Source organism: Streptomyces sp. NPDC021019, assembly GCF_044333295.1.
Lineage (GTDB): Bacteria > Actinomycetota > Actinomycetes > Streptomycetales > Streptomycetaceae > Streptomyces.
The window spans coordinates 330,824-353,666 of sequence record NZ_JBIRQR010000003.1; the positions used below are offsets into that span (position 1 = coordinate 330,824).

Here is a 22,843-nt window from a genome sequence, read left to right on the forward strand (position 1 = left end):
GTCCCCGTCACTTCCGCTCGTACGCGGCCATCGCGGCCCGCACCCCGGGGGAGAACAGCGCGGGACCGAGCGCGTCGGAGTGGGCGAGGCCCGACGGGGACAGCCGCAGCAGACCGTCCGGCGCCGACGCGTCCAGCCAGCCACGGGCCGCGAACCCCGCCAGCTCGGCCGGGAAATCCGTGCCCGGATCCGTGCCGAACCGTGCCCGGTAGTCCGCCACCGGCAGCCCCGCCGCCTGGAGCAGCGACTGCAGCAGATGCCTTCGTCGCGCCTCGTCCGCGTCGACGTACCGGCCGACCTCGGCCCGGGAGAAGTCCTCGACGGCGGTGAACCGGTCGATGATCGAGCGGATCTCCCGCATGTCCACCGCGTAGTCGAAGGAGTAGTGCAGGGCCGCCGTGTACGAACGGGCACCGCAGCCGAGGCCGATCATGCCGTCGGTCTGGCAGGCGTAGTCCTCGGGACCCTCCTGCTCCCGGGGTCCATCGGACCGCCGGAACATCCGCATCGACACCTGCTCGTAGCCGTGCGCCAGCAGGTGGTCCCGCCCCACCGCGTACAACCGCAGCCGCTGCTCGTCCCAGGCGGCCTGCTCCAGGGCCTCCGCTTCGGCGCCGGCCGCCGCGCCCAAGCGGTGCAGACCGGTGAGCGGGCGGACGTACAACGGGTAGAGATACAGCTCCTCCGGTTGCCAGGCCAGCGCCGCGTCCAGCGAGGAGAGCCAGCTGTGCTCGGTCTGCCCGTCGATGCCGTAGATCAGGTCGATGTTCAGCACCGGGATCCGGGCCTCGCGGATCCGGCCGAGCGCCGCCTCCACATCGGCGCGGCGCTGCGGACGGACGGCCGCCCGCGCCTCCTCGTCCACGAAACTCTGCACACCGATGCTGATTCGCGTGGTGCCCCGGTCGGCCAGCACCGCCAGCCGGTCCGCCGTCGCCGTGGACGGGGAGGTCTCCACCGACAGCGGCGCCGAGCGCAGGTCGGCGCCCATCCGCTTCTCCGCCAGGTCGCAGAGCCGCTCCAGCTCACCCGCGGTCAGGAACGTCGGCGTGCCGCCCCCGAAAGCCGCTGCGGCGAACCGCACCGGCTCCTCGTCGCCCAGCGCGTCCCGTACGGCGACGGCCTGCCGCTCCAACGCGTCCAGATAGCGCGTCGTCAGCTCCTCGGGCGCGCCGATCCGGGTGAAGAGGTTGCAGAAACCGCAGCGGACCTCGCAGAACGGTATGTGGAGGTAGAGGGAGAGCGCGTCCTTGGGCTCCGCCGCCCACAGCGACCGCAGCGACGGACGGTCCTGAAGCGGCCGGTAGGCCGTCTTGTGCGGGTAGGCGTAGACGTAGCTCTCGTACGGCCGGACGGCGGTGGCCGCTCCCGCGGCGACGGTGGTGGTCATCGGGCGGCCCCCGGGGCGAGCGATGCGGGTGGTTCGAGGAAGAAGTGGGCGTACGGGACGGTCCAGACGGCCGGGTGCCCGAGCCGGTGACCGGTGTAGCCGTCGTCGCCGTAGGCCGTGCCGTGGTCCGAGCAGACGATGGCGAAGCACCGGCGACGGCTGCTCGCCGCGGCGAAGAGCCGGCCGATGTGCCGGTCCACGTACTCCAGGGCCGCCGCGTGCGTCGACCGGGAGTCCCCCGCCTCACGGGTCGCCCCGGGCAGATGGAACCAGTTCGGCTGATGCAGCGCGGACACGTTGACGAAGAGGAACAGCCGCTGCTCCCGGGGGAGCGCCGCGACGACCTGCTCCGCCCGGGCCACCTGCTCCTCGAACGAGGTGGGCGAGGCGACGCCGAAGCCGGGTTCCCAGTGGCTCTCCTGGAACATGCCGGGCAGCACCGAGCCGAGCGGCCCCTGGCGGTTGAAGAAGCCGACCCCGCCGACGCACACCGTGCGGTAACCCTCGGCGGCCAGCCCCGACACCAGATCAGGCGTGTCGAACACGAACGTGCCGTCCGCCGTCGTCTCACTGCCCGCGAACCGCGCCGCGAACAGCCGGGGATGCGGTCCCGGGGAGGCGGGCGTCGGCAGGAACCCGGCGAACATCGCCTGGTGGGAGGCGTAGGTGAAGCTGCCCGGAGCATGCCGCTCCTCCCAGCCGCCCCCGGGCAGATGCCGGGCGAGGTTGGGGAGCCGCCCGGCGGCCGCCAGCTCGACGGCGACGTCGTGCCGCAGTGTGTCCAGGGTGACCAGCAGCAGATCGTGGCTTCCCACGACCTCGCCCATGTCGGGCCGGCCGTAACCGCCGGGCAGCGGGGGCGTGGGCGTGTCGGGGTCAGGAAGGGGTGACGGCACGGTGGTTCCTTGCTCGGTCCAGTACGGCGGCGACCTGCGCCGCGTAGGTGTCCAGACCCTCGGCGCCGCTGCCCGGCAGACCGGTCAGTCCGGGCAGCAGGTCGCCGAAGGCGTTGACCTCGCCGACGGCGAAGCGCCGCCAGCCGGCCGTGGGCAGGAGGTCGACGCCCACACAGGGCGTCCCGGGGAAGCACGCCGCCGCACGCTCGCACATCGTCAGCGCCTCGCGCCAGCAGCCGCCGGAGGCCGCCACGGCGGCCCGGACCTCGTCGAGGTCGCCACGAGCTCCGCCCAGATGCAGATTGGTCATGGGGCTCGTGCTCGTCCGCACCACGGCGTGCGTCGCCCGGCCGCCGACCACCACGATCCGCAGGTCCGCGGCCCGACCCCGCTGGGACGCCTTCGGCAGCCAGCGCTCGATGTGCAGCCCGTCCGGGGCCAGCGCGTCCACGACGGCGCCCACCTCAGCCTCCGAGGTGTAGCGCCGCACCCGCAGCGAGTTGAACAGCCGGCCCGACGCGTCCCGCTCCACGGAGGTGCTCGCCCGGACCCGGCCGGGACCCGCCGTCTCGACCGCCAGCACCCCGGAGGCGGAGGAGCCGTGCGCGAGCTTCACGAACGCCCGGGGCATCCGGTGCTCGCGCAGCAAATCCCGAACGTCGGACCAGCCGCGCACCGGGGACGCCCCCGGGCCGGACGTCGGCGAGGCGGGCACGGGGACCCCCGCGCTGTCGAGGAGCCCGTGGCACAGCCGCTTGTCGAACAGCACGGCGATGTCACCGGGGGAGCCCAGTACCTCGGCGCCGGCGGCCGAGGCCGCGCCCGCCACCGCTTCCACCGCCGCCGTGAAGCGCGCGTACCACCGGGCCGAACCCTCCACCCGGGTCGGGTCGCCGACCCCGCGGAGCAGCCGCTCCACTTCGGCGTCCTCACCGGGCGAATCGATCCGTACACTCTCGCCCGTCGCGAACACCCCTTCGTCGCGCAGCACTTGGAGCCAGGGCACCACCCGGGCCGGCGGCAGCCCTGCCGAGCGCACGGCCTCCTCGAAGAAGGCGACCCGGCGGTTGTCCGGATTGCCGACGACCGCGAAGCGCGGCACCGGGCCGTCCCCGCCGCTACTCGCTGACCGCGACATAGCGTTCCGGTTCGTAGTCCTCGTCGGCCGGGTCCCCGTAGTCCTCCTCGGCCTCGCCCGCCTCGACGACGGCCGGGGCACACGCGGTCCTGACGCGGTCCAGCACCGGCTCGGTGAGGTAGTGGTGGCGCAGGTCGAGCGTGGCCAGGTGGTTCAGGGGCTGCCCGTTGAGCAGGGCCTCGCCGCCCGTGTCGCTCAGGGTGCCCATCGACAGCGCCAGGGTCTCCAGCTGGGCGACGACCGGCGCGGAACCGACCGCGGCGGCGATCTCGTCCTGGATCTCGCTGTTCTGCAGCCCCAGGTGGCGCAGTCGGGGGAACACACCCCCCGACAGGACCGGCCGGACGTCGTCGATGGTGGCGTCGCCGCCGTACCACGAACTGCCGAACCACAGGTCCAGCCGCTCCAACGCGGGCAGTTGGCTCGCGGAGACCGCCCGCACCACCTCGCCGGGCAGGCCGCCGGACTCGAAGCGCAGTGACTTCAGCGACGCATGGCGCAGCGGGCGCAGCCCCAGCCCCTCCCGGCCGCAGCCACGCACGGCGAACTCCTCCAGCAGCGGCAGCGCTTCGAGCACCGGCGTGATGTCGCACATCTGCAACCAGGACACATGGCACTCCTCATCCGCGACATCGGCGAGGAAGAGCCCGCGCAACCCGGGGAAGCGGTCCGCGTGGGCGACGATCAGCTCCATCACCGGGGCGAACGGCGTGTGGCCGTCATGCCACCAGGGGCCGACGACGAGCGCGCGGACCCGGGCCGTGTCCACCGTGTCCAGGAACTCCTGCCACCAGCCGGCGAAGTCCCTGTCCTCGCCGTAGTCGCCCTCCAGCCGCCAGGCCACCGTCTCGGCGGCCGGCAGGAACCCGGACGACGGCGCCGGGGTGTGGACCGGCAGCCCGTGGAAGTGGTCGAGGTGCTCGATGCCGATGTACGTCATGGCGCCCCTACTCCGAGACGGCGGTGTAGCGGCCTTCGGCGCCCCGGTCGCCCCAGGGCTCGCACTTCTCGGAGAGGTCGACCCGCACGCCGTGCGGCTCCAGGGCGGAACGGACCCGCTCAGCCATCGCGTCGGTGAGGAAGTGGTGGTGGAGATCGAGGAGTTCCAGATGGGTCAGCGGCTGCCCTTCGAGGAGGGCGGCCGCGCCTTCGTCGCCCAGCGTCCCGTTCGAGAGGTCGAGGACCCGCAGCTGGGCGACGACCGGAGCCGAGGCGACCGCCGACGCGATCTCGTTCTGGATCTCGCTGTTGCGCACTCCCAGGTGGTTCAGCCGGGGGAAACGGGTGCCGGCCAGCAGCGGAGCGAGGTCGGCGAGGCCGGTGTCGCCCTCGTAGGCGGACACACCGAGCCAGAGGTCCAGCCGCTCCAGCGCGGGCAGTTCGCTGTCCAGCACACCACGAACCACCACGGCGGGGAGACCGCCCGCCTGCACGGTCAGCGACCGCAGCGAATCGTGCTTGGCCGGCGGGAACACCAGCTCGGAGCCGCCGCGCACGCCGAACTCCGTCAGCGCGGGGAAGGCGGCCAGCAGCACGGTCACGTCCGACTGCTGGATCCAGGTGATCTCGGCCTCCTCCGCCTCCAGGTCCCCGACGAACACCGCCTCCAGAGAGGTCAGCCGGTCGGCGGCGGCGATTACCAGGCCGATCGGCACGGAGGAGGTCTCCTCGTACGCCTCGCCCCACTGGCCGATGACCAGGGCCCGGACGCCCGCCGGGTCGACCTTGTCCAGGAAGTCGGCGAACTCCTCCTCCCAGGGCCGGTCGTCGTCGTACGGGTCGACGGAGACACGCCAGGCAACGGCGTCCGCGGCGGGCCGGGGGCCCCCGTCGGACGTGTGCTGGAAGTCGACGACCGGAAGGCCGCCGAACTCGTGCAGATGCTGCGCACCGTACATGGCCCTGAACTCCTGATCCTGGGGACTGCTGATGTCCGCAAGGTTTATCAAGCCGCACTGACAGCGCCGCGACCGGGACCGGGCCAGGGTCGGCACGGCGGTCCGTTGTCAGACCCTGCCCGTAGCGTTTTTCCCATGGTCGGCACAGCGGGTGCCGCGACCGAGGGGAGACGTCTGTGTACCGGCAGGGCGATGTACTGATCATGGAGTTGGAGGAGTCGGCGGTGCCCGCACCCTTCCTGGAGGCCCCGGGGGAACTGCGGGACGGGCGGGGGCGGCTGGTGCTCGCGCTGGGAGAGGTCACCGGACACGCGCACGCCGTGCAGGGCCCCGGACGGCTGATCCGGGAAGCGGGGCAGTTCGGCCCGATGCTGCTCCATCTCCCCGAGGGCGGGCGGGTGGTGCACGAGGAGCACGCGGTGATCCCGCTCCCCAAGGGCTGGTTCCGCGTCGTGCGGCAGCGGGAGTACGCACCCGGCGCGATCCGCGTCGTGGCGGACTGACCGCTCCGCCATGCCGGAGCAAGCACAGCCTTCCGGAACGAGCACGGCCATGCAGAACGAGCACAGCAGGGGACGGGGACAACCGATGCAGAACGTGAATTCCTGGCGGAGCGTGGCGGCGGCGACCGGCCGGGCGGACCGGGCGGCGGCCGAGGCCGGCGTGCGGCGCGCCTATCGCACCGCGGGCCTGGCCGAGCCGGACCGGATCATCTGGGCGGCATCGCCGCGGGCCGCCGTCGAAACGGTGGAGAAGCTGGCCGACGCCGGACGGTCGGTGCGCGAGGAGGTCCGCACCCGCCCATGGGCAGAGGAACGCCGCCGGATGTACGACGAGCTGGGCCCGGCGGGCTGGTCGGCGTTCTGGTCCGCCACCGGGGCCCAGCTGTGGGAGACCACGGGCGCACTCGCCGAGCGGATACGGACCGGTGTCGTCGCGGACCTGGCGCCGCGGCCCGAGGACGGGAGCGCCGTGCGGCTGGTGCTCCTGGACGCCGTGCTCGGCCAGCACGACGCCGCCTGGCTCGCCGCCTTCGACGGGCGGGGCGACCGGCTGACGGGCCTCGCGGAGGTGGCCCGCAACGCCGGCTGGTGGTGGCCCTACGAGCACGCCGCGGTCATCAGCGAACGGCCCGACGTCCTCCACCGCGACGAGGCGGGCCGCCTCGACCACGGCGAGGGACCGGCCCTCGCCTACGGCGACGGCTTCGCCCTCCACGCCTGGCGCGGCATGCCCGTTCCCGCCGCGTTCCTGGCCGAGCTGTCCTCCCTCACCCCCGAGCGGATCCGAGCCGAGGAGAACGCGGAGCTGCGCCGCGTGATGCTGGAGTACTACGGCTACGACCGGTATCTCACCGAGTCGGGCGCCGAACCGGTCCACCGCGACGAGACGGGCATCCTCTGGCGTATCTCCCTCGCCGGCGACGAGGACGTGGTGATGGTCGAGGTGGTCAACTCCACCCCCGAGCCGGACGGCACGTACCGCACCTACTGGCTGCGCGTGCCGCCCGCCACCCGGACCGCGAAGGACGGGGTCGCCTGGACGTTCGGACTGGACGGAGCGGCCTACGCACCGGTGCGCCAGACCTGACCCGAGGAGCCGGTGCGCCGGGCGCGACCGTCAGCCCCCTGGCCCGTACGCCAGGTCAGCGACGGTGGGACGGCGTCCGACGGAGGCATCGGCGGACGCGGCGCACCGGAATCCTCCGGACGGCCCGGACGTTGCATCCTGCATGACGCGAATCGGACCGGCACAGGAAGCACTGCTCCGTCTCTTCGGTGAACACGACGGCGGAGTCCTGGTCACGCTGAAACAGGACGGACGCCCCCAGCTGTCCAACGTCAATCACGCCTTCTGTCCCGAGGAGCGGGTGGTCCGCGTCTCGATCACCGAGGGCCGCGCCAAGACCCGTAACCTGCGGCGCGACCCCCGGGCGAGCTACCACGTCACCAGTGACGACCGCTGGGCCTGGACCGTCGCCGACGGGACCGCCGAACTGACCCCGCCCGCCGCGGCGCCCGACGACGCCACGGTGGAGGCGCTGATCACGCTCTACCGTGACGTCAGGGGCGAGCACCCCGACTGGGACGACTACCGGCGGGCCATGGTCGAGGACCCCAGGGTGCTGCTCACCCTGCGCATCGACCATGTCTACGGGCAACCGCGTGGCTGACGTCGCCGCCGGCCCGGCCGGCTGCCCCGTTCAGCATCTTCTGGGCTCGCCCTGTCGTACAGGCCGACCATAATGAGACGACACCGACTCCCTCAGGAGATGTTGTGACCGGCGCTGACTACCTTCTTCCGTTCCGCACGAAACTGCGCTCGATGCGCACCGAGTCCTTCGGGGCCGATCCGGCCGGAGCGCGGATGGAGCGCGTCCGCCGCTCGCCCCATTTCGTCGACGGAGTGTTCCAGAACCCGGTGGGGGCGCGGACCAGGCCCTCCGGGTCCACCGTCGAGTTCGCCAAGGTCTACTTCCACAAGGAGCAGCGGGCCCGCAGGGCGCCGACGGGCACCGTGCCCGTCCACGCCACGACCCTCGCCGATCTCGCCGTACCCCCCGCCACCGGGCTCCGGCTGACCTGGATGGGCCATTCCAGCGTGCTGGCGGAGATCGACGGGCGGCGCATCCTGTTCGACCCGGTCTGGGGCGAGCGCTGTTCCCCGTTCCCCTTCGCCGGGCCCAAGCGCCTGCATCCCACTCCGCTGTCGCTGGCCGCGCTCGGGCCCGTCGACGTGGTCGTCATCTCCCACGACCACTACGACCACCTCGACCTGCCGACGATCCGCGCACTGGCCCGCACCGACACGGTCTTCGCCGTGCCTCTCGGCATCGGAGCCCACCTGGAGCGTTGGGGCGTCCCCACGAGCCGGATGCACGAGCTCGACTGGAACGAGACCGCGACCGTCGCCGGAATCGGCCTCACCGCGACCCCCGCACGCCACTTCTGCGGCCGCGGACTGCGCAACCGGCAGCACACGCTCTGGGCGTCGTGGGCCGTCAGGGGCCCGGAGCACCGGATCTACCACAGCGGGGACACCGGCTACTTCCCCGGCTTCCGCGACATCGGTGCCGAGCACGGGCCCTTCGACGCCACCATGATCCAGATCGGGGCGTACTCGGAGTACTGGCCGGACATCCACATGACCCCCGCCGAAGGCATGCGTGCCCACCTGGACCTCCAGGGCGGTCGCCCGCACGGCGTACTGCTGCCGATCCACTGGGGCACCTTCAATCTGGCCCCGCACGCGTGGGCGGAGCCGGGCGAGTGGACGAAGGAGGCCGGCGAGGAGGCCGGACAGACGGTGGCGTTCCCCCGGCCGGGCGAGCCGTTCGAGCCGGCGGGGAAGCTGCCGACCGAGCCGTGGTGGCGTGCGGTGTCCCAGCCGATCGCGACCCCGTGGCGGCGTCCGAAGGTGACGGACGCGCCACCCGTGCATCGAGAGGAGGCCGACCTTGCGGGTGAGCGGTGACGGAGGACGCGGGTGATCTTGAGCAGCTCTCCCAGCTGTTGAGTGATCTCCCGCGCGAAGGCCGGTCCATGGGTGGCTGTGGAGGCGCCCTCCCGAGGTGGACGGCCGACCGCGCGCGACCGTGGGAGCCGCTGCCCTCCGCGCAGGGGACAGCGCGGATCTCGGTGAGAACCCGCACGCTCTGATGCGCCTGTGCTGCGGCTGGGGCGGGGCGCGTGATCGTTCACGAGTTCCCCGCGAACAGGTGTCCGCTGTCCGGTGCGACTCCGCCAGTGCACCGAACCTCAACAAGAGCTCTGGAAGAGCGGACTCGTCGCATGTTCGCATCATCGGCCGGACATGATGCCGGGCATGAAGTGGGAGACGAAACGGAAGCTGGTGTGGGGCGGTGGTGCGGCTGCGGCCGCAGTCTTCATAGCGGCCCTCGTCTGGGGCCCCTGGCTCCTCGAAGGCCACCACGTCCGAGACAGCGAGCTCGCACCATCGGCCGGAATCATCATCACCGGATTCCGTACCATGCTCGTCGCCCTCGCCGCCGGCGTCATCGCCGGGCTGGGGCTCTACTACACCCACCGCAATCACAAGCACGCGGAAATGCTCTATGCCCACAGCCAGGAACAGTTCGCCCATGCCCGGAGCACAGACAGGGAGCAGGCCGACCTGGCCCGCGAGGGACAGGTAACCGGCAGATACGTCGAGGCCGGCAAACTCCTGGCGTCGGAGAAGCCGACCGAGCGACTCTGTGGCATCTATGCGTTCGAGCGCATCATGCGGGACAGTGCGAAGGACCATCAGGCCGTTGTCGAAGTCCTGGCAGCGTTCATACGGCAAGGTGCGCAGGAGGAGCGGCCTGGCGGCCACGGAGTTGACAGCTCACGGCCGGAGAGAGCCTCCGAAGACGTCATCGCGGCCTTCACGGTCCTCGGGCGACGCCCGGATCGCACCGAGGCTTTCCGAACCGACCTGAAAATCACCGACCTGCGAGGAGCACACCTGATTGGCGCGAACCTTCATCGCGCCAACCTGGAAGGTGCGCGCATGCAGGCCGTCGTGCTGAAGGAGGCCAACCTCCACAGAGCGAGCATCGCGGGAGCCAATCTTGAAGGGGCGGACCTCAGGGCGGCGAACCTGCATGGCGCCGATGCTGTGGCAGCGAACCTCGGCCACGCTGACCTGCGGGGAGCGAACCTGCACGGTGCCCTGCTCCAAGCAGTCAATCTCGAAGGTGCAGATCTTCGCGAAGCCAACCTCCACGATGCGGTTCTGAGCCGTGCGGATCTGCTGGACGCGGACCTGTGTGGCGCGTCCTTCGCCGGAGCCCAGATGTCCCAGGTCAGGCACGTGACGGTCGAACAGCTCGTGCTTGCGCGTCTCTCCAGCTCGACTGTCCTTCCCGAGTATGTGGCCGCAGACGTCCGCGTCCAAGACCGAATCCGAGAGTGCGAAGAGGAGCGGCGGGGCGGCGGCTGAGTCATCTCGGCCGGAGGTCTCGTGCATACGTCCTGAGGAGGGGCCGGGAGCGTGGCCCCGTCCGGCACGGATGCCGTCCGCCGCGACGAGGGCCGCCGGCACGTTGACGTCAACCGCCCGCCTCCGATGCGGAACGCGGCTCGGGGCAGGCCGGTTCCCTGCGCCGAACTGCTCGCCGAACTCGTCCGCCCGGTCCGCGGGTCGGCGTCGGCCGACTGGCGTCGCAGCCCGGTTCACCGCCATCGAGCGTGGCCGCCGGGGTCCCGCTGCGTGCGTCGCCCGCGCCAGGCGCACTGACCTCCACCCGCTCGCCTCAGAGCACCCGGCCCCCCGAGCGGCCGGTGAGACGCCTGGGTGCCGGGCCCTGAGCAGTGCGGGGGCTCGATGCCCGTTGCCCCTTCACGGGGTCCGGTCCACATGCTGTGCAGCTCTTACGCTCCGTAACCTGTCGGGGCGGGACGGCCCTTCGTGGCTCGCCGGCAGGTCTGTTCGGGACCATGCCGACATGGACTTCGACCTCGCCCCGCCGACCGGCGTCGGCCCGTTGCGCATCGGTATGACTCGACACGCGGCCAGTACGGCGCTGGACTCGCTCAGGGACCTCTCCGAGATCTCGGAGTCCGACCGGCCGGGGCAGCACGTCTTTCGTCCCAGTGGGCTGATGATCAGCATCCACTGCGTGCGCGACGTGCTTGAAGCCACCGAGTTGGGAAAGCCGTCGTCCTCTTTCCGCTAGAGACTTTTGAGCATCAGCAACGCCGACGCCACGGCATTCCCTGCTTCTTCACCACGACGACTGTCTGGGTCCGCGATGGACGATCGGATGCAGGGCGGACAGCTGCGAGCTGACAGCATGACCCCATGAGAGCAGTGGATTCGGGCAAGCTCGGTGTGCGCCGCGCGAGTGAGTCGGAGGCGGACACGCTGATCGGGATCGACGCGATCGCGGTCGAAGGCAACGGCGAACGGCAGGCGAGCATCCGAAGGTGGTGCCGGCAGGGCCTGGCGGTCGTAGCGGAGGATGCGTCCGGCCCGCTCGGCTACTGCGTGGTTGAGTACACGTTCTTCGAACAGGGTTTCGTGACGATGCTGATGGTGGCTCCCTCCGCCCGCGGCAGAGGCGTCGGACATCGGTTGCTGAACGCCGCGGCAGCCTCATGCACCACCCCGAAGCTCTTCACCTCCACAAACGTGTCCAACCAGCCGATGCAGCGGCTGCTCCAACGAAGCGGATGGAGCCCGGTCGGCCTTCTCCACGGCCTCGATGAGGGCGACCCCGAGCTGTTCTACCTCTGCCGGCAGCACACCAGGACGACGCCCCCGTGACCTGTTGTGCGCTCCAGCAGGGGCTGTCGAGGCCGAGGAGCCGGTCCGCCCCGCACCGGCGGCGCGGAGCGGGATCGGCCTCGCCGGGGAGCGCCGGCCACGCGCGGCGCGGACGCCTCCGTCCGCGCCGCTGATGGCTGGGGGCCGCCCGTCGGCTCGTCCTGCGGCGGCCCCGTCCTCGTCAGGCCGGCCGGGAAGCGGCGTACGCCTCGATGGCGGCCCGCTGATATGCGGCCAGGCCCGGGGCGATGGCCTCGTACGCGGCGCGCCACTCCTCGTTGTCCACGCAGGAGCGCCCGATCGCGCGGAACTCGTCGGCGGACACCGGATGCAGGGCCGTGAGTGCCCGGTACTGACCTTCGATCTCGGTCTGTACGGGCTCGGCGTCGGCCGGGGCGCCGGCGGCCAGGTGCTCGGCGAGTCGGATCATCAGCGCCGTGCGCTCGCGCTGGCCGGCCTCGGTCTCCGCCGGGGTCATGGTGGCGGCCCGTCGGCCGGCCTCCTCGGCGAGGCCGGGGAAGTCGCGCAGGTTCTCCTCGTACCGGGAGGGCTGAACGCCCTCGAACAGGTTCTCCGGCCGGTTGATGGCGGTCATGGCGGTACCGTCCTTTCTCGACTGTTCCAGCTCGGCGATCGTGCGGGCGACGGTCGCGGCCAGGCTGTCCAGCCGGTCCCGTTCGGTGAGCAGCCGTCGATGGTGTCCGCGCAGGGCCTCCACCGTGTCCACCTGGTCGGCGAGGACCCTGCCGATCTCCGGCAGTCCGACGTCCAACGCCCGCAGCACGAGGATCTGCTGCAGCAGCAGGAGCTGGTGCTCCTCGTAGTAGCGGTGGCCGTTGGAGCCGATCCTGGCCGGTGGCAGCAGACCGATCTCGTCGTAGTGCCGCAGGGTCCGGGCGGTCACCCCCGACATCCGGGCGACCTCGGAGATCGGCCAGTCCATCGCCACGTCCTCACTCCCTCACGAGCGCCTCACGGGGCCGGTTCCTCCGGCCCTGGTCATGACCGTAGAAGCTGCCGCTGCGGCAACTGCAAGCCCGCGTCCGCGCCGGTCGGAAGACCGGCTCACCGGGGCGTGGCGGCCGGTCTCAGCACCGGCCCTCCTCGACGGTGATGGAGAGGCTCACCGTGATGTTCTCCAGCGCCGACTCGGGCTCCGGCGGCGACACGCCCAGACAGAACGTGGCGTCGACGTCCTTCGCCGTGACCTCGAACAGGTCGACGGACGGGTCCGCGTCCTCGTCGTAGGGATCGTTCGCTTCGTCGACGTACACGCTGCCGCCGGTCGAGGGGGCTTCGCCGCTCTCCTCCAGCGCGTCGCGGATCAGACGGTCGTAACCGCCGGTCCAGGTGCTGAAGGTGTGCTGCTCCGACTCCAGGTCCCGGACGGCCGTGTGCACGGCGTCGCGCAACTCGCCCTCGCTCCACGAAGAACTCGCGAAGAGGTAGTACATGCCCCCGGCCGCGATCAGCAGGGACCCGATGATGAGGGCCACGCCGATCGGATGGTTCGGGTTGTAGACATAGCGACTTGTTCCCCAGTTCGAGCGGACGAATATCGGCTCGTCGTCATGGTCCTTGCTCATGTGCGGGAGCCTAAGGGCTGTCCCGCTCGGGTCATGCCGGGCCGGTCGCCGCCGGGCTACGGTCCTCGGGGCGGGCGGCGGCGTTCTCGGCATGCACCGACGCTGCCCGCGACGCAACGATCGGCGGCCGGTGAGCGTCTCATCGGGTGTGATGGATCTTCCCGAGGCCCCGAACCCCGTCGACACCCCGGACGAGCACGAGGACGAACGCGTGCGGTCCGGCCCGCTGTGGCGCCATGCGCTGTGGGCGGCGCTCGTCACCGCCGCCGGAGTGACGCTGGGGTGGCTGGGCGCTCTGTTCCGCATCGGTCCGGAGGAGTACGGCCTGCCGTCCGCCGCTCCGGGAGCGCTCTGGCCCTATCTGCTCGCCTGGGCCGTGATCGGCCTGGTGCTGGGCGCCATCCTGCGGTTCGTGGCGGCCAGGGTGCCGGTCTACTCCCCGTCGGAGGTCCTCCTCGGCACCGTCATGATCGGTACCCGGCTGTCCCTGGGCTGGCGGCCGGAGCCGCTCGAAGTCGCGGGCCTCGCCGCGGCCGCGCTGCTCCTGGTGGCCGTCTGGTGCGCCGTCGCCCTGCGTGGGGCGGCCGTCGTACGACGGCCCCAGGACGCTCCCGGCGTCTCCTAGGGTCCGTCGCGAGACACCCCGTGCGACACGCCACGCGCTCGGGGGGCCGGTGACGGGAGACGCGCCCGGCGCGCGGGGCACACTGGGGCAGCACTCCATCCCCGTACGAAGGAGCGTGCAGTGGCACTCACCCGTGAAGAGCGCGAACAGTTCCTCGCCGAACCTCATGTCGCCGCCCTGGCCGTCGCGTCGCGGGACAGCGACCGGGCACCGCTCAGCGTTCCCATCTGGTACCAGTACGTGCCGGGCGGCGACGTGCGCATCCTCACCGGCCGCACCTCCCGCAAGGCCGAACTGATCGGCGCGGCGGGCCGGTTCACGCTCCTGGTCGACCGGCTGGAGCCGACCATCCGCTACGTCTCCGTCGAGGGGCCCGTCGTCGACACCCGCCCCGCCACCCGCGCGGACCTGGAGGAGGTGTCGGCGCGCTACCTCGCGGCCGAGAAGGTCGCCGGTTACGTGGACTTCGCCTGGGAGAACCACGGCGAGCAGGTGGTGATCACCCTGCGCCCCGAGCGTTGGGTCAGCTCGGACCTCGGCCAGGTCTGAGCCTCGGCCGTACGGCCCGGGCCAGGTCCGAGCCTCGGCCGTACGGCCCGGGCGGCGGGGCCTCCCGTCGGCCTCGTCCGGGCGCACCTTCGGTGTCGGCTCGCGTCCGCCGGAGACGATGTCACAAGGCGTGCCCGCCGGCTACTTGCAGCACCTGTCCGGTGATCCACCGCGCTTGGCGGGAGGCGAGGAACACGACGGCGTCGGCGATGTCCTCCGGCTCGCCCACCCGCCCCAGGGGGATGGCCCGTTCGGCCCGGTCGATCAGCGCCGCGTCCATCCAGCCGGTCTGCACGGGCCCGGGGGCCACGGCGTTGACCCGGATCCCCGAGCGTCCGAGATCGAGCGCGGCAGCCCTGGTGAACGCTTCCAGTGCCGCCTTGGACGTGCCGTAGCCGATCTGCCCGGGGAAGGCGCGCGCGGCATCGGTGGAGATGTTCACCACGCAGGGCGACCGGTCGGCGCGGGCACGGTGGGCGAGTGCGGAGGTGAGCAAGGCCGGAGCGGCGACATTGATCCGGTAGTGGCGCTCCAGTCCGGACGCGGTCAACGCGTCGACGGTGTCCGGACTCTCGCAGTGGGCGGCGTTGTTGACCAGCACGTCGACGGGCCCGAGCCGGCCTTCGACCTCGTCGAACAGGCGATCCGCGGAGTCCGGGGCGGAGAGGTCGGCCGCGACGGTGATGGCGTCGCCCAGCTCCCGTACGAGGCCCACCGCCTCCTCGGCCGGCGGAATCGCATGCTCCCAGCGCCTTCCCGGGGGAGGTGCCTGCTCCTGCTCCGGGACGTAGTAATGCACGGCCACGCGGGCGCCCTCGGCGGCGAAGGCACGACTGATCGCTCTGCCGATTCCTCCGCTCCCCCCGGTCACGAGCACGATGTGTTCGGCCAGACCTGTTTCGACCATTCCTGAAGCGTCGGGGACGCGTCGGCCCCACGCAAGCCGTTTCGCGCCCGACGCGGCCGGAGCGGACCACGCCCGGCCGCTGACGGGGCCGGACGGCGACGCCGCGTGATGCTTTCCCGGGCCGCCGAAAACACGTCGTGTGTCCCCGGGGGGCGTTGGTAGGAATGGGCCATGGAAGCCGATGCGCTGGATCCCCTGGACCGTCTGATCGCCGAGCGAGCCTGTGAGCGGCTGGTCGTCGAGTTCGTCCGCACGCTCGATCTGGGCGAACCCGGCGACGTGGCAGAGCTGTTCACCCTCGACGGGGTCTGGGAATGGGCCGAGGGGGACCGGCGGATCGAGGGCCGGGACGCTCTGCGCGCCTACCTCGGCGGCCGTCCCGCCGACCGGCTCTCCCGCCGCCTGTGCACCAACATCCTGGTGAACCTGACGTCCGCGACATCGGCGAGCGCGAGCACGTACTTCACGACGTACCGCGTGGACGGGCATGCCGGCGGCATGCTGCCGCCGCGCCTTCCCGTCCAGGTCGGACACTACGAGGACACCTTCCGGAAGGTCGACGGAAGGTGGCTCCTCGCCGAGCGGGCCACGTTCCTCGACTTCGGAGGGCCGACCGAACGGCTGGAGCCGGCCGCCCCGCGCTGAGGCGACCGTCCGTCCGTGCCGCTCATGTGCCCGGTGCCCGGCAGGAGGCCTGCCGGGCACCGGGCACATGAGCGCACAAGAGTGCGCCGGGGTCAGACCGCCGGGGCCGGGTACGTGGGGTACTCCACTCCGGAGACGTGCTGGACGACCCGGATGACCTGGCAGGAGTAGCCGAACTCGTTGTCGTACCAGAGGTAGAGGATCGCGTTGTCGCCGTCGACCTTGGTGGCCCCGGCGTCGACGATCGAGGCGTGGCGCGAGCCGATGAAGTCGCTGGAGACCGCGTCGGGCGCGCTGATGAAGTCGATCTGACGCTTGAGCGGCGAGGCCAGCGACACGTTGCGGAGGTAGTCGAGGACCTCTTCTCGGGTGGTCTCGCGCTCCAGCCGCAGGCTGAGGATCGCGATCGAGACGTCCGGCACCGGGACGCGGATGGAGCTGCCGGTGATCGGGGCGCCGAGGTCGGGCAGAGCCTTCGCCACGGCCGAGGCGGCACCGGTCTCGGTGATGACCATGTTGAGCGCCGCCGAACGGCCACGGCGGTCGGAGCTGTGGTAGTTGTCCAGCAGGTTCTGGTCGTTGGTGTACGAGTGGACGGTCTCCACGTGCCCGCGCAGCACGCCGTACTCGTCCGCCATCGCCTTCAGCGGCGGCACGATCGCGTTGGTCGTGCAGGACGCGCAGGACAGGATCCGCTCGTCCGGCTTGATCGTGTCGTGGTTGACGCCGTGCACGATGTTCGGGACGTCGCCCTTGCCCGGTGCGGTCAGCACGACCTTGGCGATGCCCGCTTGGAGGTGCTTGGAGAGGCCCTCCCGGTCGCGCCACCGGCCGGTGTTGTCGATCAGGATGGCGTCCTTGACGCCGTACGCCGTGTAGTCGACCGCCGTCGGGTCGTCGGAGTAGATCACCTGGATCTCGTTGCCGTTGGCGATGATCTTGCTGTTCGCCTCGTCGACGGTGATCGTGCCCTGGAACTGGCCGTGGATCGAGTCGCGTCGCAGCAGTGAGGCGCGCTTGACGATGTCCTGGCCGGAACCCTTGCGGACGACGATGGCCCGCAGGCGCAGGCCGTTGCCCGAGCCGGCCTTCTCGATGAGCAGGCGGGCCAGGAGCCGGCCGATGCGGCCGAAGCCGTAGAGCACCACGTCACGCGAGGCGCGGCGCTCGATCTTGTTGTCGCCCGTCGCCCCGGCGACGGCGTCCGCGGTGAACTCCTCGACGGAGAGTCCGCGCCCGTCGGCCCGGTACGTCGCGGCCAACATGCCTATGTCGATCTGGGACGGGCCGAGGTCGAGCGTCGTCAGCGCCCGCAGGAACGGCATCGTCTCGGTGACCGAGAGCTCCTCACCCGCGATCTGCCGGGCGAAGCGGTGCGTCTTGAGGATGCTGACCACCGACTTGTTCACCAGGGAGCGGCTGTGCAGCAGGACGTTGACGTCCTGCTCGCGGTGCAGCTTCCCGATGATCGGGATCATCGACTCCGCGATCTCCTCGCGGTGCATCCAGTTGGTGAACGAGTCGTCATTGACAGTCACAAGTTTATCTTTCGAGCTAGGCGGCGCTCATATGGTAACCGGCCGCGCCGCCGCCTCATCGAGTGGTCCCCTGCCTGCGGGTGAGCCCGCGCAGGTACCCGTTGCGCGGCCCCGGCGAGGCCTGAAGTGTCCAGCATGTGGGCAGCCGGTCAGTGCCCCGGGCGAATCGGGGTCAAGGCGGCGCAATCGGGCGCGCGTGCGAGTGGTCATACCAGAGTGGGACGGATGGCGGGCAAGTTCGACAACTGCCCGTCGCGCATACCTCATTGACGACTACCGTGTGTGCCCGGTGATCAACGGTGGGCTCATAACGTTCGGGCCTGCCCGACCGATGACCCGCGCCTGACCGACCACCGTAGGGGCCACCGCATGGACGCCGGCACGACCGCCGATCCCGGGTGCCCCCTGTACCGAGGACGCTGATGTCTCAACTTCGCGCACCCGACGCGCGACCGGACCGCCGTGAAGGCGGGCGGCACGGCCGCCCCGGCACGCGCGCCCACACGGCCGCCACCAGGCCGCGCGCCGCTGGTTCTCCCCCCGACGCCCGCATACGCCCCCAGCTGCTGCGGACCGCACTGCTCCCCGCCATCGCCGCCGTGCTCAGCGGCGCCGCGGCCGTCATCTTCACCGTCCGCGCGGGCGCCGTCGACGCCTCGCCCAGCCTCTGGGCGGCGCTCGGCGGATCCGGCGCGCTCGCTGTCGCCGCCGTCGCGGCCGCCTACCTCGGCGCCAGCCGCGTCGCGGGCCAGGTGCTCGACCGGGCCCTCGCGCTCCGGCGCGCCAGCGCCCGGGGCCAGGCCGAGCTGCAACGGGTGATGGAACAGCTCCGCGACGGGGAAGCCGTCGCCGCCCGGCCGCCCGCGCAGCCCCCCGCGCCCGCGGCCGACGCCTTCGACCTGCTCGGACAGGAGATGGCACGGGCCCAGGAAGCCGCGGTCGCCGCCGTCGTCCAGGCGTCCCAGCTCTTCAGCAGCGCCGGCAACGAGCAGAAGGTCGAGGTCTTCGTCAACCTCGCGCGACGGCTGCAATCCCTCGTCCATCGCGAGATCCAGATCCTCGACGAGCTGGAGCACGAGGTCGAGGACCCCGACCTCCTCAAGGGTCTCTTCCACGTCGACCATCTCGCCACCCGGATCCGCCGTCACGCGGAGAACCTCGCCGTGCTCGGCGGGGCCGTCTCCCGGCGGCAGTGGAGCAACCCGGTCACCATGACCGAGGTCCTCCGCTCGGCCATCGCCGAGGTCGAGCAGTACCCCCGGGTCAAGCTGGTACCGCCGATGGAGGGCACCCTGCGCGGCCACGCCGTCGCCGACGTGATCCACCTGCTGGCCGAGCTGGTCGAGAACGCCACCGTGTTCTCCGCCCCGCACACCCAGGTCCTGCTGCGCGTCCAGCACGTCACGGCGGGCCTCGCCCTGGAGGTGGAGGACCGCGGTCTGGGCATGCCGGACCACGAGCAGAAGCGGATGAACGCCCTGCTCTCCGACCCCGACCAGGTCAACGTCGCCCACCTGCTCCAGGACGGCCGGATCGGCCTGTTCGTCGTCTCGGCACTGGCCCGCCGCCACGGCATCGCCGTCCGCCTCCAGAGCAACATCTACGGCGGTACGCAGGCGGTGCTGGTACTCCCGCAGTCGCTGCTCGGGGCCGACCCCGACGCCCCGCGGTCACCCGACGCGGTGCCCGTGCCGCCCCCCGGCGCCGTGCACCGGCCGCCCGTCGAGGCCCAGGCCCCCGCCTTCCCGCCGCAGAGCGGCACGGCCCGGTCTCCGCATCCGGCCCAGACGTCCACGGACGGAACACACCGGAGGCCCGGCCGAGGGCAGAACGGCAGCCCGCGGTCGGCGGCCGGCGACCACCCGCGGAACGGCCGCACGCAACCGCCCGCGGGCGACGCCCCGCCCCTCCCGTTGCGCGCCGAACGCGTCGACCGCCCCACGCCGCACGGCTCCCCGCCCGAGCGCGACGGCCGGCCCGCCCCGGCGGCCGCCCACGAGCGCGACGACCACCCGGCGCCGTCCCGCGCCCGGCCCGAACTGCCCAAGCGGACCAACCAGGAGTCCCTCGTCCCGCAGTTGCGCGAGGCACCCGCACCCCGCGTCGAGGACGAACACGCCCTGCACGACCCGGGGCTCATGGCGGCCTTCCGGCGTGGCGTCGATCTCGCCGAGGCCCGGACCGCCCAGGAAGAGAGCCCTGACGGCGGATACGGGGGCGGGGGCCCCGGCGGCACGGGGACCGAGGGACAGACCGCCCTCGACGCCCCGCTGGAGTCCCTCTCGCCCCTTCCCGTACGCGGAGCCGCCGCCCCGCCCGACCTCCCCGGCCCGGCCGGGGCGTCGCGGGCCGACCACGCACTGCCCGCGGCCGGCCTGCCCGTACCGGACGGCCACCCGCCCGACGCGTACCCGCACGACAGCCCCGCGTACCGGCGCGGCACCCACGCCGAGAGCGCCCACGACCGCGCCCCGGCCGAGCCCGGAGCGTTCGCGGCCGACCCCTTCCTGCCGGGCCGGGTTGTCCCGGAACCCCGGAAAGACGTCACCTTCAAGGAGCAGACACCATGACGACCGAAACGCCGTCCGGTCAGATCTCGGACCTGGACTGGCTGCTGAGCGGACTGGTCCAACGCGTGCCCTACACACGCAGCGCGGTCCTGCTCTCCGCCGACGGGCTGGTGAAATCCGTGCACGGCATGGACCCCGACAGCGCCGACCACATGGCGGCCCTGGCCGCCGGCCTCTACTCGCTGGGCCGCAGCGCCGGGGCCCGCTTCGGCGACAACGGGGACGTACGGCAGGTGGTCGTCGAACTGGACTCCACGCTTCTGTTCGTCTCCACCGCCGGATCCGGCACCTGCCTCGCCGTCCTCTCGGGACGCGAGGCGGACGCCGCGGTGCTCGGCTACGAGATGGCGATGCTGGTCAAGAGTGTCCGCCCCTATCTGGCGACCCCGCCGCGGCAGCCGGCCGGGTCGCCGTTCACCCCGGGGCACTGAGGATGCCGGCCCCGCAGGACGGGCCCCTGCTCGACGACGCGGCCGGCCGGCTGATCCGCCCGTACACGATCAGCAACGGCCGCACCCGGCCGTCCACCGCGTTCGACCTGCTGTCCCTGATCATGGCCACGGGCATCGAGCCGGACATTCCGCTCGGCCCGGAGCACACCGTGGCCCTCGGCATGTGCGAAGGGCCGGTGTCCGTCGCCGAGATCGCCGCACACCTCCGGCTGCCCGCGGTCGTCGCCAAGGTCATCCTCTCCGACCTGGTCGCCTGCGGCGCGGTCACCGCGCACGCTCCCGCTTTCCATGACATGCCCACCGACCGATCCCTGCTGGAGGCAGTGCTCGATGGCCTACGACGACAGCTCTGACCGCATCCGAACCTCCGAGTTCTTCCCCGTGGCACTCAAGGTCCTGGTCGCCGGTGGATTCGGGGTCGGCAAAACGACGTTCGTGGGCGCGGTCAGCGAGATCGCGCCGCTGAGCACCGAGGAACTGCTGACCCAGGTGAGTGTGGGGACGGACGATCTGGAGGGCGTCGAGTCCAAGACGGCCACCACCGTCGCCATGGACTTCGGCCGCATCACCCTCTCCGAGCAGCACGTTCTCTATCTGTTCGGCACACCGGGCCAGGAACGCTTCTGGTTCATGTGGGACGAGCTCTCCCAGGGCGCGCTCGGGGCCGTGGTGCTGGCCGACACGCGGCGCCTCGCCGAATGCTTCGCCGCCGTGGACTTCTTCGAACGTCGCGGCATCGGATTCATCGTCGCCGTCAACGAGTTCGACGGCGCCTACCGCTACGAGCCGGACGAGGTCCGCGCCGCGCTCGACCTCGGGCCCGAGGTACCCGTCGTCCTGTGCGACGCCAGGATCGCCAGCTCCGGAACGGGCGCCCTCGTCACCCTCGTACAACATCTCATCAACGCCACCACGGCGCCCGCCCCACTACAGACCTTCGGAGCCCACCCGTGACATCCTTCGCCACCGGCCGGATGCTCCTGACGCCCACCGACCGGCACGGCCCGGCCCGCGCGGAGCGACTGCGCGAGCTGGATCTCGGCGAACGCCCCGACGCCTCCTACGACAACTTCGACGCCTTCGCCGACAAGGTGGCCGAAGTCACCGCCACGCCCTTCTCGATGGTCAACTTCATCGACGAGAACCGACAGTTCTTCGCGGGACTGCACACTCCGACCGGCAACCGCGGTGGCCAGGACCTCGGTTCGGCCGCGGCGGGCAGCAACCGCAGCAGCCGGTACATGGCCCGCGACCACGGCTACTGCCCGCACGTCCTCGTCCGGCGCAAGGCCCTCGTCCTGGACGACGTCTGCGACTACCCACGCTTCGCGGGCAATCCGGTGGTGGACGACATAGGCATCCGCTCCTACCTCGGGGCGCCACTGATCGACCGCACCGGCATCGCGCTGGGCACCGTCTGTGCCGTAGACACGGTGCCGCGCCCCTGGGGCCGGGCCGGGCTCGACACCATCAAGTCGCTCGCCCATGAACTCGTCCGCCAGATCGACGACCGGGAGGGCCACCGCCCCCTCTGACACCCCCCCGCAGGTCGTGCCGTACTCAACTCCCGGGCGGCGCACCGGTGGTGCCGGCCCTCCTGACGGACGAGCCGTTCGGCGCGCTCGACGCCCTTACCCGCGAGCAGATGAACACCGGGCTGAACCGGATCCGGCGGACCACCGGCACCACGGTTCTCCTGGTCACCCACTCCATCTCGGAGGCAGTCCACCTGGCCGAACGGGTCGTGGTGACGAGCCCGCCCCGGGACCCTCGCGGAGATCTTCGAGGTGGGCCCGCCCGTCGAGCGCGACTACGACGGGACGCTGGGCCGCCCGGCGTTCCGCGCACATCCGTGATCTGCTGGGCGCGGGAAAACGGAGGCCCGCGATGACCGAACATGCCGCGATCACCGCCGCCGATGTCCGCTCGGCCGCGCTGTCCCTGCCCGACACCACGGAGAAGCCCGCCTGGGGGCAGCCCACCTTCCGGGTGGCGGGCAGGATCTTCGCCTCGCTCGGCGACGACGAGACGGCGATGGGGGTGAAGTGCCCCCGGGAGGACCGTGCCGAGCTGATCGCCGGCGAGCCGGAGAAGTTCTTCATCCGTGAGGGCCACGACGACCACTACGCCTGGATGCGCGTCCGGCTGTCCGCCCTGGAGGACGCGGACGAGCTGGCCGCCGTCCTCGCCGACGCCTGGCGGCAGGTCGCCCCGCGCCGGCTGGTGGCGGCGCACCCGGAGCTGGAGGCGCCGGGGGGACGGGGGGACGGGGGAGAGCGGCGAGGGTGAGGACGAGGGGTGAGCGCGGCGGGCGACCGGTCGGCGGCGACCGATCGCGGCGGGCCTGCCTCCGCCGGGCTGACGGGGTGGGCCGATCGC

Annotated in this window: 25 protein-coding genes and 1 pseudogene; 17 read left to right on the forward strand and 9 right to left on the reverse strand. The window is 71.8% G+C overall.

All coding sequences use genetic code 11. The features are described 5' to 3' along the window. Nucleotides 1–7 precede the first annotated feature (7 nt). The 5 genes from ACH4RG_RS18925 to ACH4RG_RS18945 are packed head-to-tail and all read right to left on the reverse strand — an operon-like array spanning nt 8 to nt 5,322. Complete coding sequence (locus ACH4RG_RS18925) at nt 8–1,390, reverse strand: STM4012 family radical SAM protein (protein ID WP_397917522.1); 1,383 nt, start codon at nt 1,388–1,390, stop codon at nt 8–10. Continuing rightward, a complete protein-coding gene (locus tag ACH4RG_RS18930) occupies nt 1,387–2,217 on the reverse strand; it encodes an STM4013/SEN3800 family hydrolase (RefSeq protein WP_397918101.1) in 831 nt (276 codons plus the stop codon). Before ACH4RG_RS18930 ends, ACH4RG_RS18925 begins: the two co-directional genes overlap by 4 nt. Before the next feature lie 49 nt (nt 2,218–2,266). Further along, nucleotides 2,267–3,424 carry an STM4014 family protein gene (locus ACH4RG_RS18935; protein ID WP_398539860.1) on the reverse strand — a complete coding sequence of 386 codons (1,158 nt, stop codon included), beginning with the start codon at nt 3,422–3,424 and terminating at the stop codon, nt 2,267–2,269. Next, on the reverse strand, nt 3,405–4,364 hold the full coding sequence (locus ACH4RG_RS18940) for an STM4015 family protein (RefSeq protein WP_397917524.1): 960 nt from the start codon (nt 4,362–4,364) through the stop codon (nt 3,405–3,407). Before ACH4RG_RS18940 ends, ACH4RG_RS18935 begins: the two co-directional genes overlap by 20 nt. A gap of 7 nt (nt 4,365–4,371) precedes the next feature. Beyond that, on the reverse strand, nt 4,372–5,322 hold the full coding sequence (locus ACH4RG_RS18945; protein ID WP_397917525.1) for an STM4015 family protein: 951 nt from the start codon (nt 5,320–5,322) through the stop codon (nt 4,372–4,374). Between the two features lie 176 nt (nt 5,323–5,498). On the opposite strand from ACH4RG_RS18945, the gene ACH4RG_RS18950 reads away from it, so the two are divergent. The 7 genes from ACH4RG_RS18950 to ACH4RG_RS18980 all read left to right on the forward strand — a co-directional run bounded on the left by ACH4RG_RS18950 (nt 5,499) and on the right by ACH4RG_RS18980 (nt 11,592). Beyond that, nucleotides 5,499–5,825 (forward strand): hypothetical protein, encoded by a 327-nt coding sequence (locus ACH4RG_RS18950; protein ID WP_361866713.1) that lies wholly within the window; start codon nt 5,499–5,501, stop codon nt 5,823–5,825. A gap of 85 nt (nt 5,826–5,910) precedes the next feature. Further along, nucleotides 5,911–6,912 carry a DUF6745 domain-containing protein gene (locus ACH4RG_RS18955; protein ID WP_398539861.1) on the forward strand — a complete coding sequence of 334 codons (1,002 nt, stop codon included), beginning with the start codon at nt 5,911–5,913 and terminating at the stop codon, nt 6,910–6,912. Nucleotides 6,913–7,054: 142 nt separating this feature from the next. Continuing rightward, on the forward strand, nt 7,055–7,495 hold the full coding sequence (locus ACH4RG_RS18960; RefSeq protein WP_398539862.1) for a PPOX class F420-dependent oxidoreductase: 441 nt from the start codon (nt 7,055–7,057) through the stop codon (nt 7,493–7,495). Between the two features lie 104 nt (nt 7,496–7,599). Further along, nucleotides 7,600–8,796, forward strand: coding sequence for an MBL fold metallo-hydrolase (locus ACH4RG_RS18965; RefSeq protein WP_398539863.1), 1,197 nt, complete (start codon nt 7,600–7,602; stop codon nt 8,794–8,796). Nucleotides 8,797–9,147: 351 nt separating this feature from the next. Next, on the forward strand, nt 9,148–10,266 hold the full coding sequence (locus ACH4RG_RS18970; protein WP_397927147.1) for a pentapeptide repeat-containing protein: 1,119 nt from the start codon (nt 9,148–9,150) through the stop codon (nt 10,264–10,266). 505 nt (nt 10,267–10,771) lie between these two features. After that, the gene (locus ACH4RG_RS18975) at nt 10,772–11,002 is read left to right on the forward strand and encodes a hypothetical protein (protein WP_397917530.1); all 231 of its coding nucleotides are present in this window, start codon (nt 10,772–10,774) and stop codon (nt 11,000–11,002) included. A gap of 125 nt (nt 11,003–11,127) precedes the next feature. After that, nucleotides 11,128–11,592, forward strand: a complete 465-nt coding sequence (locus ACH4RG_RS18980) for a GNAT family N-acetyltransferase (RefSeq protein ID WP_397917531.1) — start codon at nt 11,128–11,130, stop codon at nt 11,590–11,592. Between the two features lie 181 nt (nt 11,593–11,773). Here the strand turns inward: ACH4RG_RS18980 and ACH4RG_RS18985 are convergent, their stop codons facing one another. Together ACH4RG_RS18985 and ACH4RG_RS18990 are read right to left on the reverse strand one after the other, a co-directional pair. Continuing rightward, complete coding sequence (locus tag ACH4RG_RS18985; RefSeq protein WP_398162757.1) at nt 11,774–12,535, reverse strand: MerR family transcriptional regulator; 762 nt, start codon at nt 12,533–12,535, stop codon at nt 11,774–11,776. A gap of 145 nt (nt 12,536–12,680) precedes the next feature. Beyond that, nucleotides 12,681–13,178 (reverse strand): hypothetical protein, encoded by a 498-nt coding sequence (locus tag ACH4RG_RS18990; RefSeq protein WP_398162756.1) that lies wholly within the window; start codon nt 13,176–13,178, stop codon nt 12,681–12,683. A gap of 151 nt (nt 13,179–13,329) precedes the next feature. Between ACH4RG_RS18990 and ACH4RG_RS18995 the strand changes: the two genes are divergently transcribed. Together ACH4RG_RS18995 and ACH4RG_RS19000 are read left to right on the forward strand one after the other, a co-directional pair. Further along, a complete protein-coding gene (locus ACH4RG_RS18995; RefSeq protein WP_397917534.1) occupies nt 13,330–13,803 on the forward strand; it encodes a hypothetical protein in 474 nt (157 codons plus the stop codon). 120 nt (nt 13,804–13,923) lie between these two features. Further along, nucleotides 13,924–14,352, forward strand: a complete 429-nt coding sequence (locus tag ACH4RG_RS19000) for a pyridoxamine 5'-phosphate oxidase family protein (protein ID WP_397917535.1) — start codon at nt 13,924–13,926, stop codon at nt 14,350–14,352. 121 nt (nt 14,353–14,473) lie between these two features. Here ACH4RG_RS19000 and ACH4RG_RS19005 read toward each other — a convergent pair whose 3' ends face one another. Further along, entirely contained in the window at nt 14,474–15,259 is a 786-nt protein-coding gene (locus ACH4RG_RS19005; protein ID WP_397917536.1) for an SDR family NAD(P)-dependent oxidoreductase, read from the reverse strand. Nucleotides 15,260–15,430: 171 nt separating this feature from the next. On the opposite strand from ACH4RG_RS19005, the gene ACH4RG_RS19010 reads away from it, so the two are divergent. Then, entirely contained in the window at nt 15,431–15,904 is a 474-nt protein-coding gene (locus ACH4RG_RS19010) for a nuclear transport factor 2 family protein (protein WP_398539864.1), read from the forward strand. Between the two features lie 92 nt (nt 15,905–15,996). On the opposite strand, the gene ACH4RG_RS19015 is transcribed toward ACH4RG_RS19010, so the two are convergent. After that, nucleotides 15,997–17,442, reverse strand: coding sequence for a glyceraldehyde-3-phosphate dehydrogenase (locus ACH4RG_RS19015; protein WP_397917538.1), 1,446 nt, complete (start codon nt 17,440–17,442; stop codon nt 15,997–15,999). 422 nt (nt 17,443–17,864) lie between these two features. Between ACH4RG_RS19015 and ACH4RG_RS19020 the strand changes: the two genes are divergently transcribed. The 7 genes and pseudogenes from ACH4RG_RS19020 (at nt 17,865) to ACH4RG_RS19050 (ending at nt 22,753) form a co-directional block, all read left to right on the forward strand. Next, nucleotides 17,865–20,012 carry an ATP-binding protein gene (locus ACH4RG_RS19020; protein WP_398539865.1) on the forward strand — a complete coding sequence of 716 codons (2,148 nt, stop codon included), beginning with the start codon at nt 17,865–17,867 and terminating at the stop codon, nt 20,010–20,012. Then, nucleotides 20,009–20,443 carry a roadblock/LC7 domain-containing protein gene (locus ACH4RG_RS19025; protein ID WP_397917540.1) on the forward strand — a complete coding sequence of 145 codons (435 nt, stop codon included), beginning with the start codon at nt 20,009–20,011 and terminating at the stop codon, nt 20,441–20,443. Before ACH4RG_RS19020 ends, ACH4RG_RS19025 begins: the two co-directional genes overlap by 4 nt. Nucleotides 20,444–20,445: 2 nt before the next feature. Next, the gene (locus tag ACH4RG_RS19030; RefSeq protein ID WP_397917541.1) at nt 20,446–20,817 is read left to right on the forward strand and encodes a DUF742 domain-containing protein; all 372 of its coding nucleotides are present in this window, start codon (nt 20,446–20,448) and stop codon (nt 20,815–20,817) included. Continuing rightward, complete coding sequence (locus ACH4RG_RS19035; RefSeq protein WP_397917542.1) at nt 20,795–21,418, forward strand: GTP-binding protein; 624 nt, start codon at nt 20,795–20,797, stop codon at nt 21,416–21,418. The genes ACH4RG_RS19030 and ACH4RG_RS19035 overlap by 23 nt, the downstream gene beginning before the upstream one ends. Then, a complete protein-coding gene (locus ACH4RG_RS19040) occupies nt 21,415–21,999 on the forward strand; it encodes a GAF domain-containing protein (RefSeq protein WP_397927150.1) in 585 nt (194 codons plus the stop codon). The genes ACH4RG_RS19035 and ACH4RG_RS19040 overlap by 4 nt, the downstream gene beginning before the upstream one ends. Nucleotides 22,000–22,052: 53 nt before the next feature. Then, nucleotides 22,053–22,333: pseudogene (locus tag ACH4RG_RS19045) on the forward strand (ABC transporter ATP-binding protein); the annotation flags it as partial. Between the two features lie 18 nt (nt 22,334–22,351). Continuing rightward, nucleotides 22,352–22,753 (forward strand): MmcQ/YjbR family DNA-binding protein, encoded by a 402-nt coding sequence (locus ACH4RG_RS19050; protein WP_397918102.1) that lies wholly within the window; start codon nt 22,352–22,354, stop codon nt 22,751–22,753. The last annotated feature ends 90 nt before the right edge of the window (nt 22,754–22,843 follow it).

Coding starts and splice junctions, on each gene's coding strand:
- ACH4RG_RS18935 (WP_398539860.1), bottom strand. CDS start 3,424: ATGTCGCGGTCAGCGAGTAGCGGCGGGGACGGCCCGGTGCCGCGCTTC.
- ACH4RG_RS18945 (WP_397917525.1), bottom strand. CDS start 5,322: ATGTACGGTGCGCAGCATCTGCACGAGTTCGGCGGCCTTCCGGTCGTC.
- ACH4RG_RS19050 (WP_397918102.1), top strand. CDS start 22,352: ATGACCGAACATGCCGCGATCACCGCCGCCGATGTCCGCTCGGCCGCG.
- ACH4RG_RS19035 (WP_397917542.1), top strand. CDS start 20,795: ATGGCCTACGACGACAGCTCTGACCGCATCCGAACCTCCGAGTTCTTC.
- ACH4RG_RS19010 (WP_398539864.1), top strand. CDS start 15,431: ATGGAAGCCGATGCGCTGGATCCCCTGGACCGTCTGATCGCCGAGCGA.
- ACH4RG_RS18925 (WP_397917522.1), bottom strand. CDS start 1,390: ATGACCACCACCGTCGCCGCGGGAGCGGCCACCGCCGTCCGGCCGTAC.
- ACH4RG_RS18975 (WP_397917530.1), top strand. CDS start 10,772: ATGGACTTCGACCTCGCCCCGCCGACCGGCGTCGGCCCGTTGCGCATC.
- ACH4RG_RS18985 (WP_398162757.1), bottom strand. CDS start 12,535: ATGGACTGGCCGATCTCCGAGGTCGCCCGGATGTCGGGGGTGACCGCC.
- ACH4RG_RS19025 (WP_397917540.1), top strand. CDS start 20,009: ATGACGACCGAAACGCCGTCCGGTCAGATCTCGGACCTGGACTGGCTG.
- ACH4RG_RS18955 (WP_398539861.1), top strand. CDS start 5,911: ATGCAGAACGTGAATTCCTGGCGGAGCGTGGCGGCGGCGACCGGCCGG.
- ACH4RG_RS18980 (WP_397917531.1), top strand. CDS start 11,128: ATGAGAGCAGTGGATTCGGGCAAGCTCGGTGTGCGCCGCGCGAGTGAG.
- ACH4RG_RS19030 (WP_397917541.1), top strand. CDS start 20,446: ATGCCGGCCCCGCAGGACGGGCCCCTGCTCGACGACGCGGCCGGCCGG.
- ACH4RG_RS18940 (WP_397917524.1), bottom strand. CDS start 4,364: ATGACGTACATCGGCATCGAGCACCTCGACCACTTCCACGGGCTGCCG.
- ACH4RG_RS18960 (WP_398539862.1), top strand. CDS start 7,055: ATGACGCGAATCGGACCGGCACAGGAAGCACTGCTCCGTCTCTTCGGT.
- ACH4RG_RS18990 (WP_398162756.1), bottom strand. CDS start 13,178: ATGAGCAAGGACCATGACGACGAGCCGATATTCGTCCGCTCGAACTGG.
- ACH4RG_RS18970 (WP_397927147.1), top strand. CDS start 9,148: ATGAAGTGGGAGACGAAACGGAAGCTGGTGTGGGGCGGTGGTGCGGCT.
- ACH4RG_RS19020 (WP_398539865.1), top strand. CDS start 17,865: ATGTCTCAACTTCGCGCACCCGACGCGCGACCGGACCGCCGTGAAGGC.
- ACH4RG_RS18995 (WP_397917534.1), top strand. CDS start 13,330: ATGGATCTTCCCGAGGCCCCGAACCCCGTCGACACCCCGGACGAGCAC.
- ACH4RG_RS18930 (WP_397918101.1), bottom strand. CDS start 2,217: ATGGGCGAGGTCGTGGGAAGCCACGATCTGCTGCTGGTCACCCTGGAC.
- ACH4RG_RS19005 (WP_397917536.1), bottom strand. CDS start 15,259: ATGGTCGAAACAGGTCTGGCCGAACACATCGTGCTCGTGACCGGGGGG.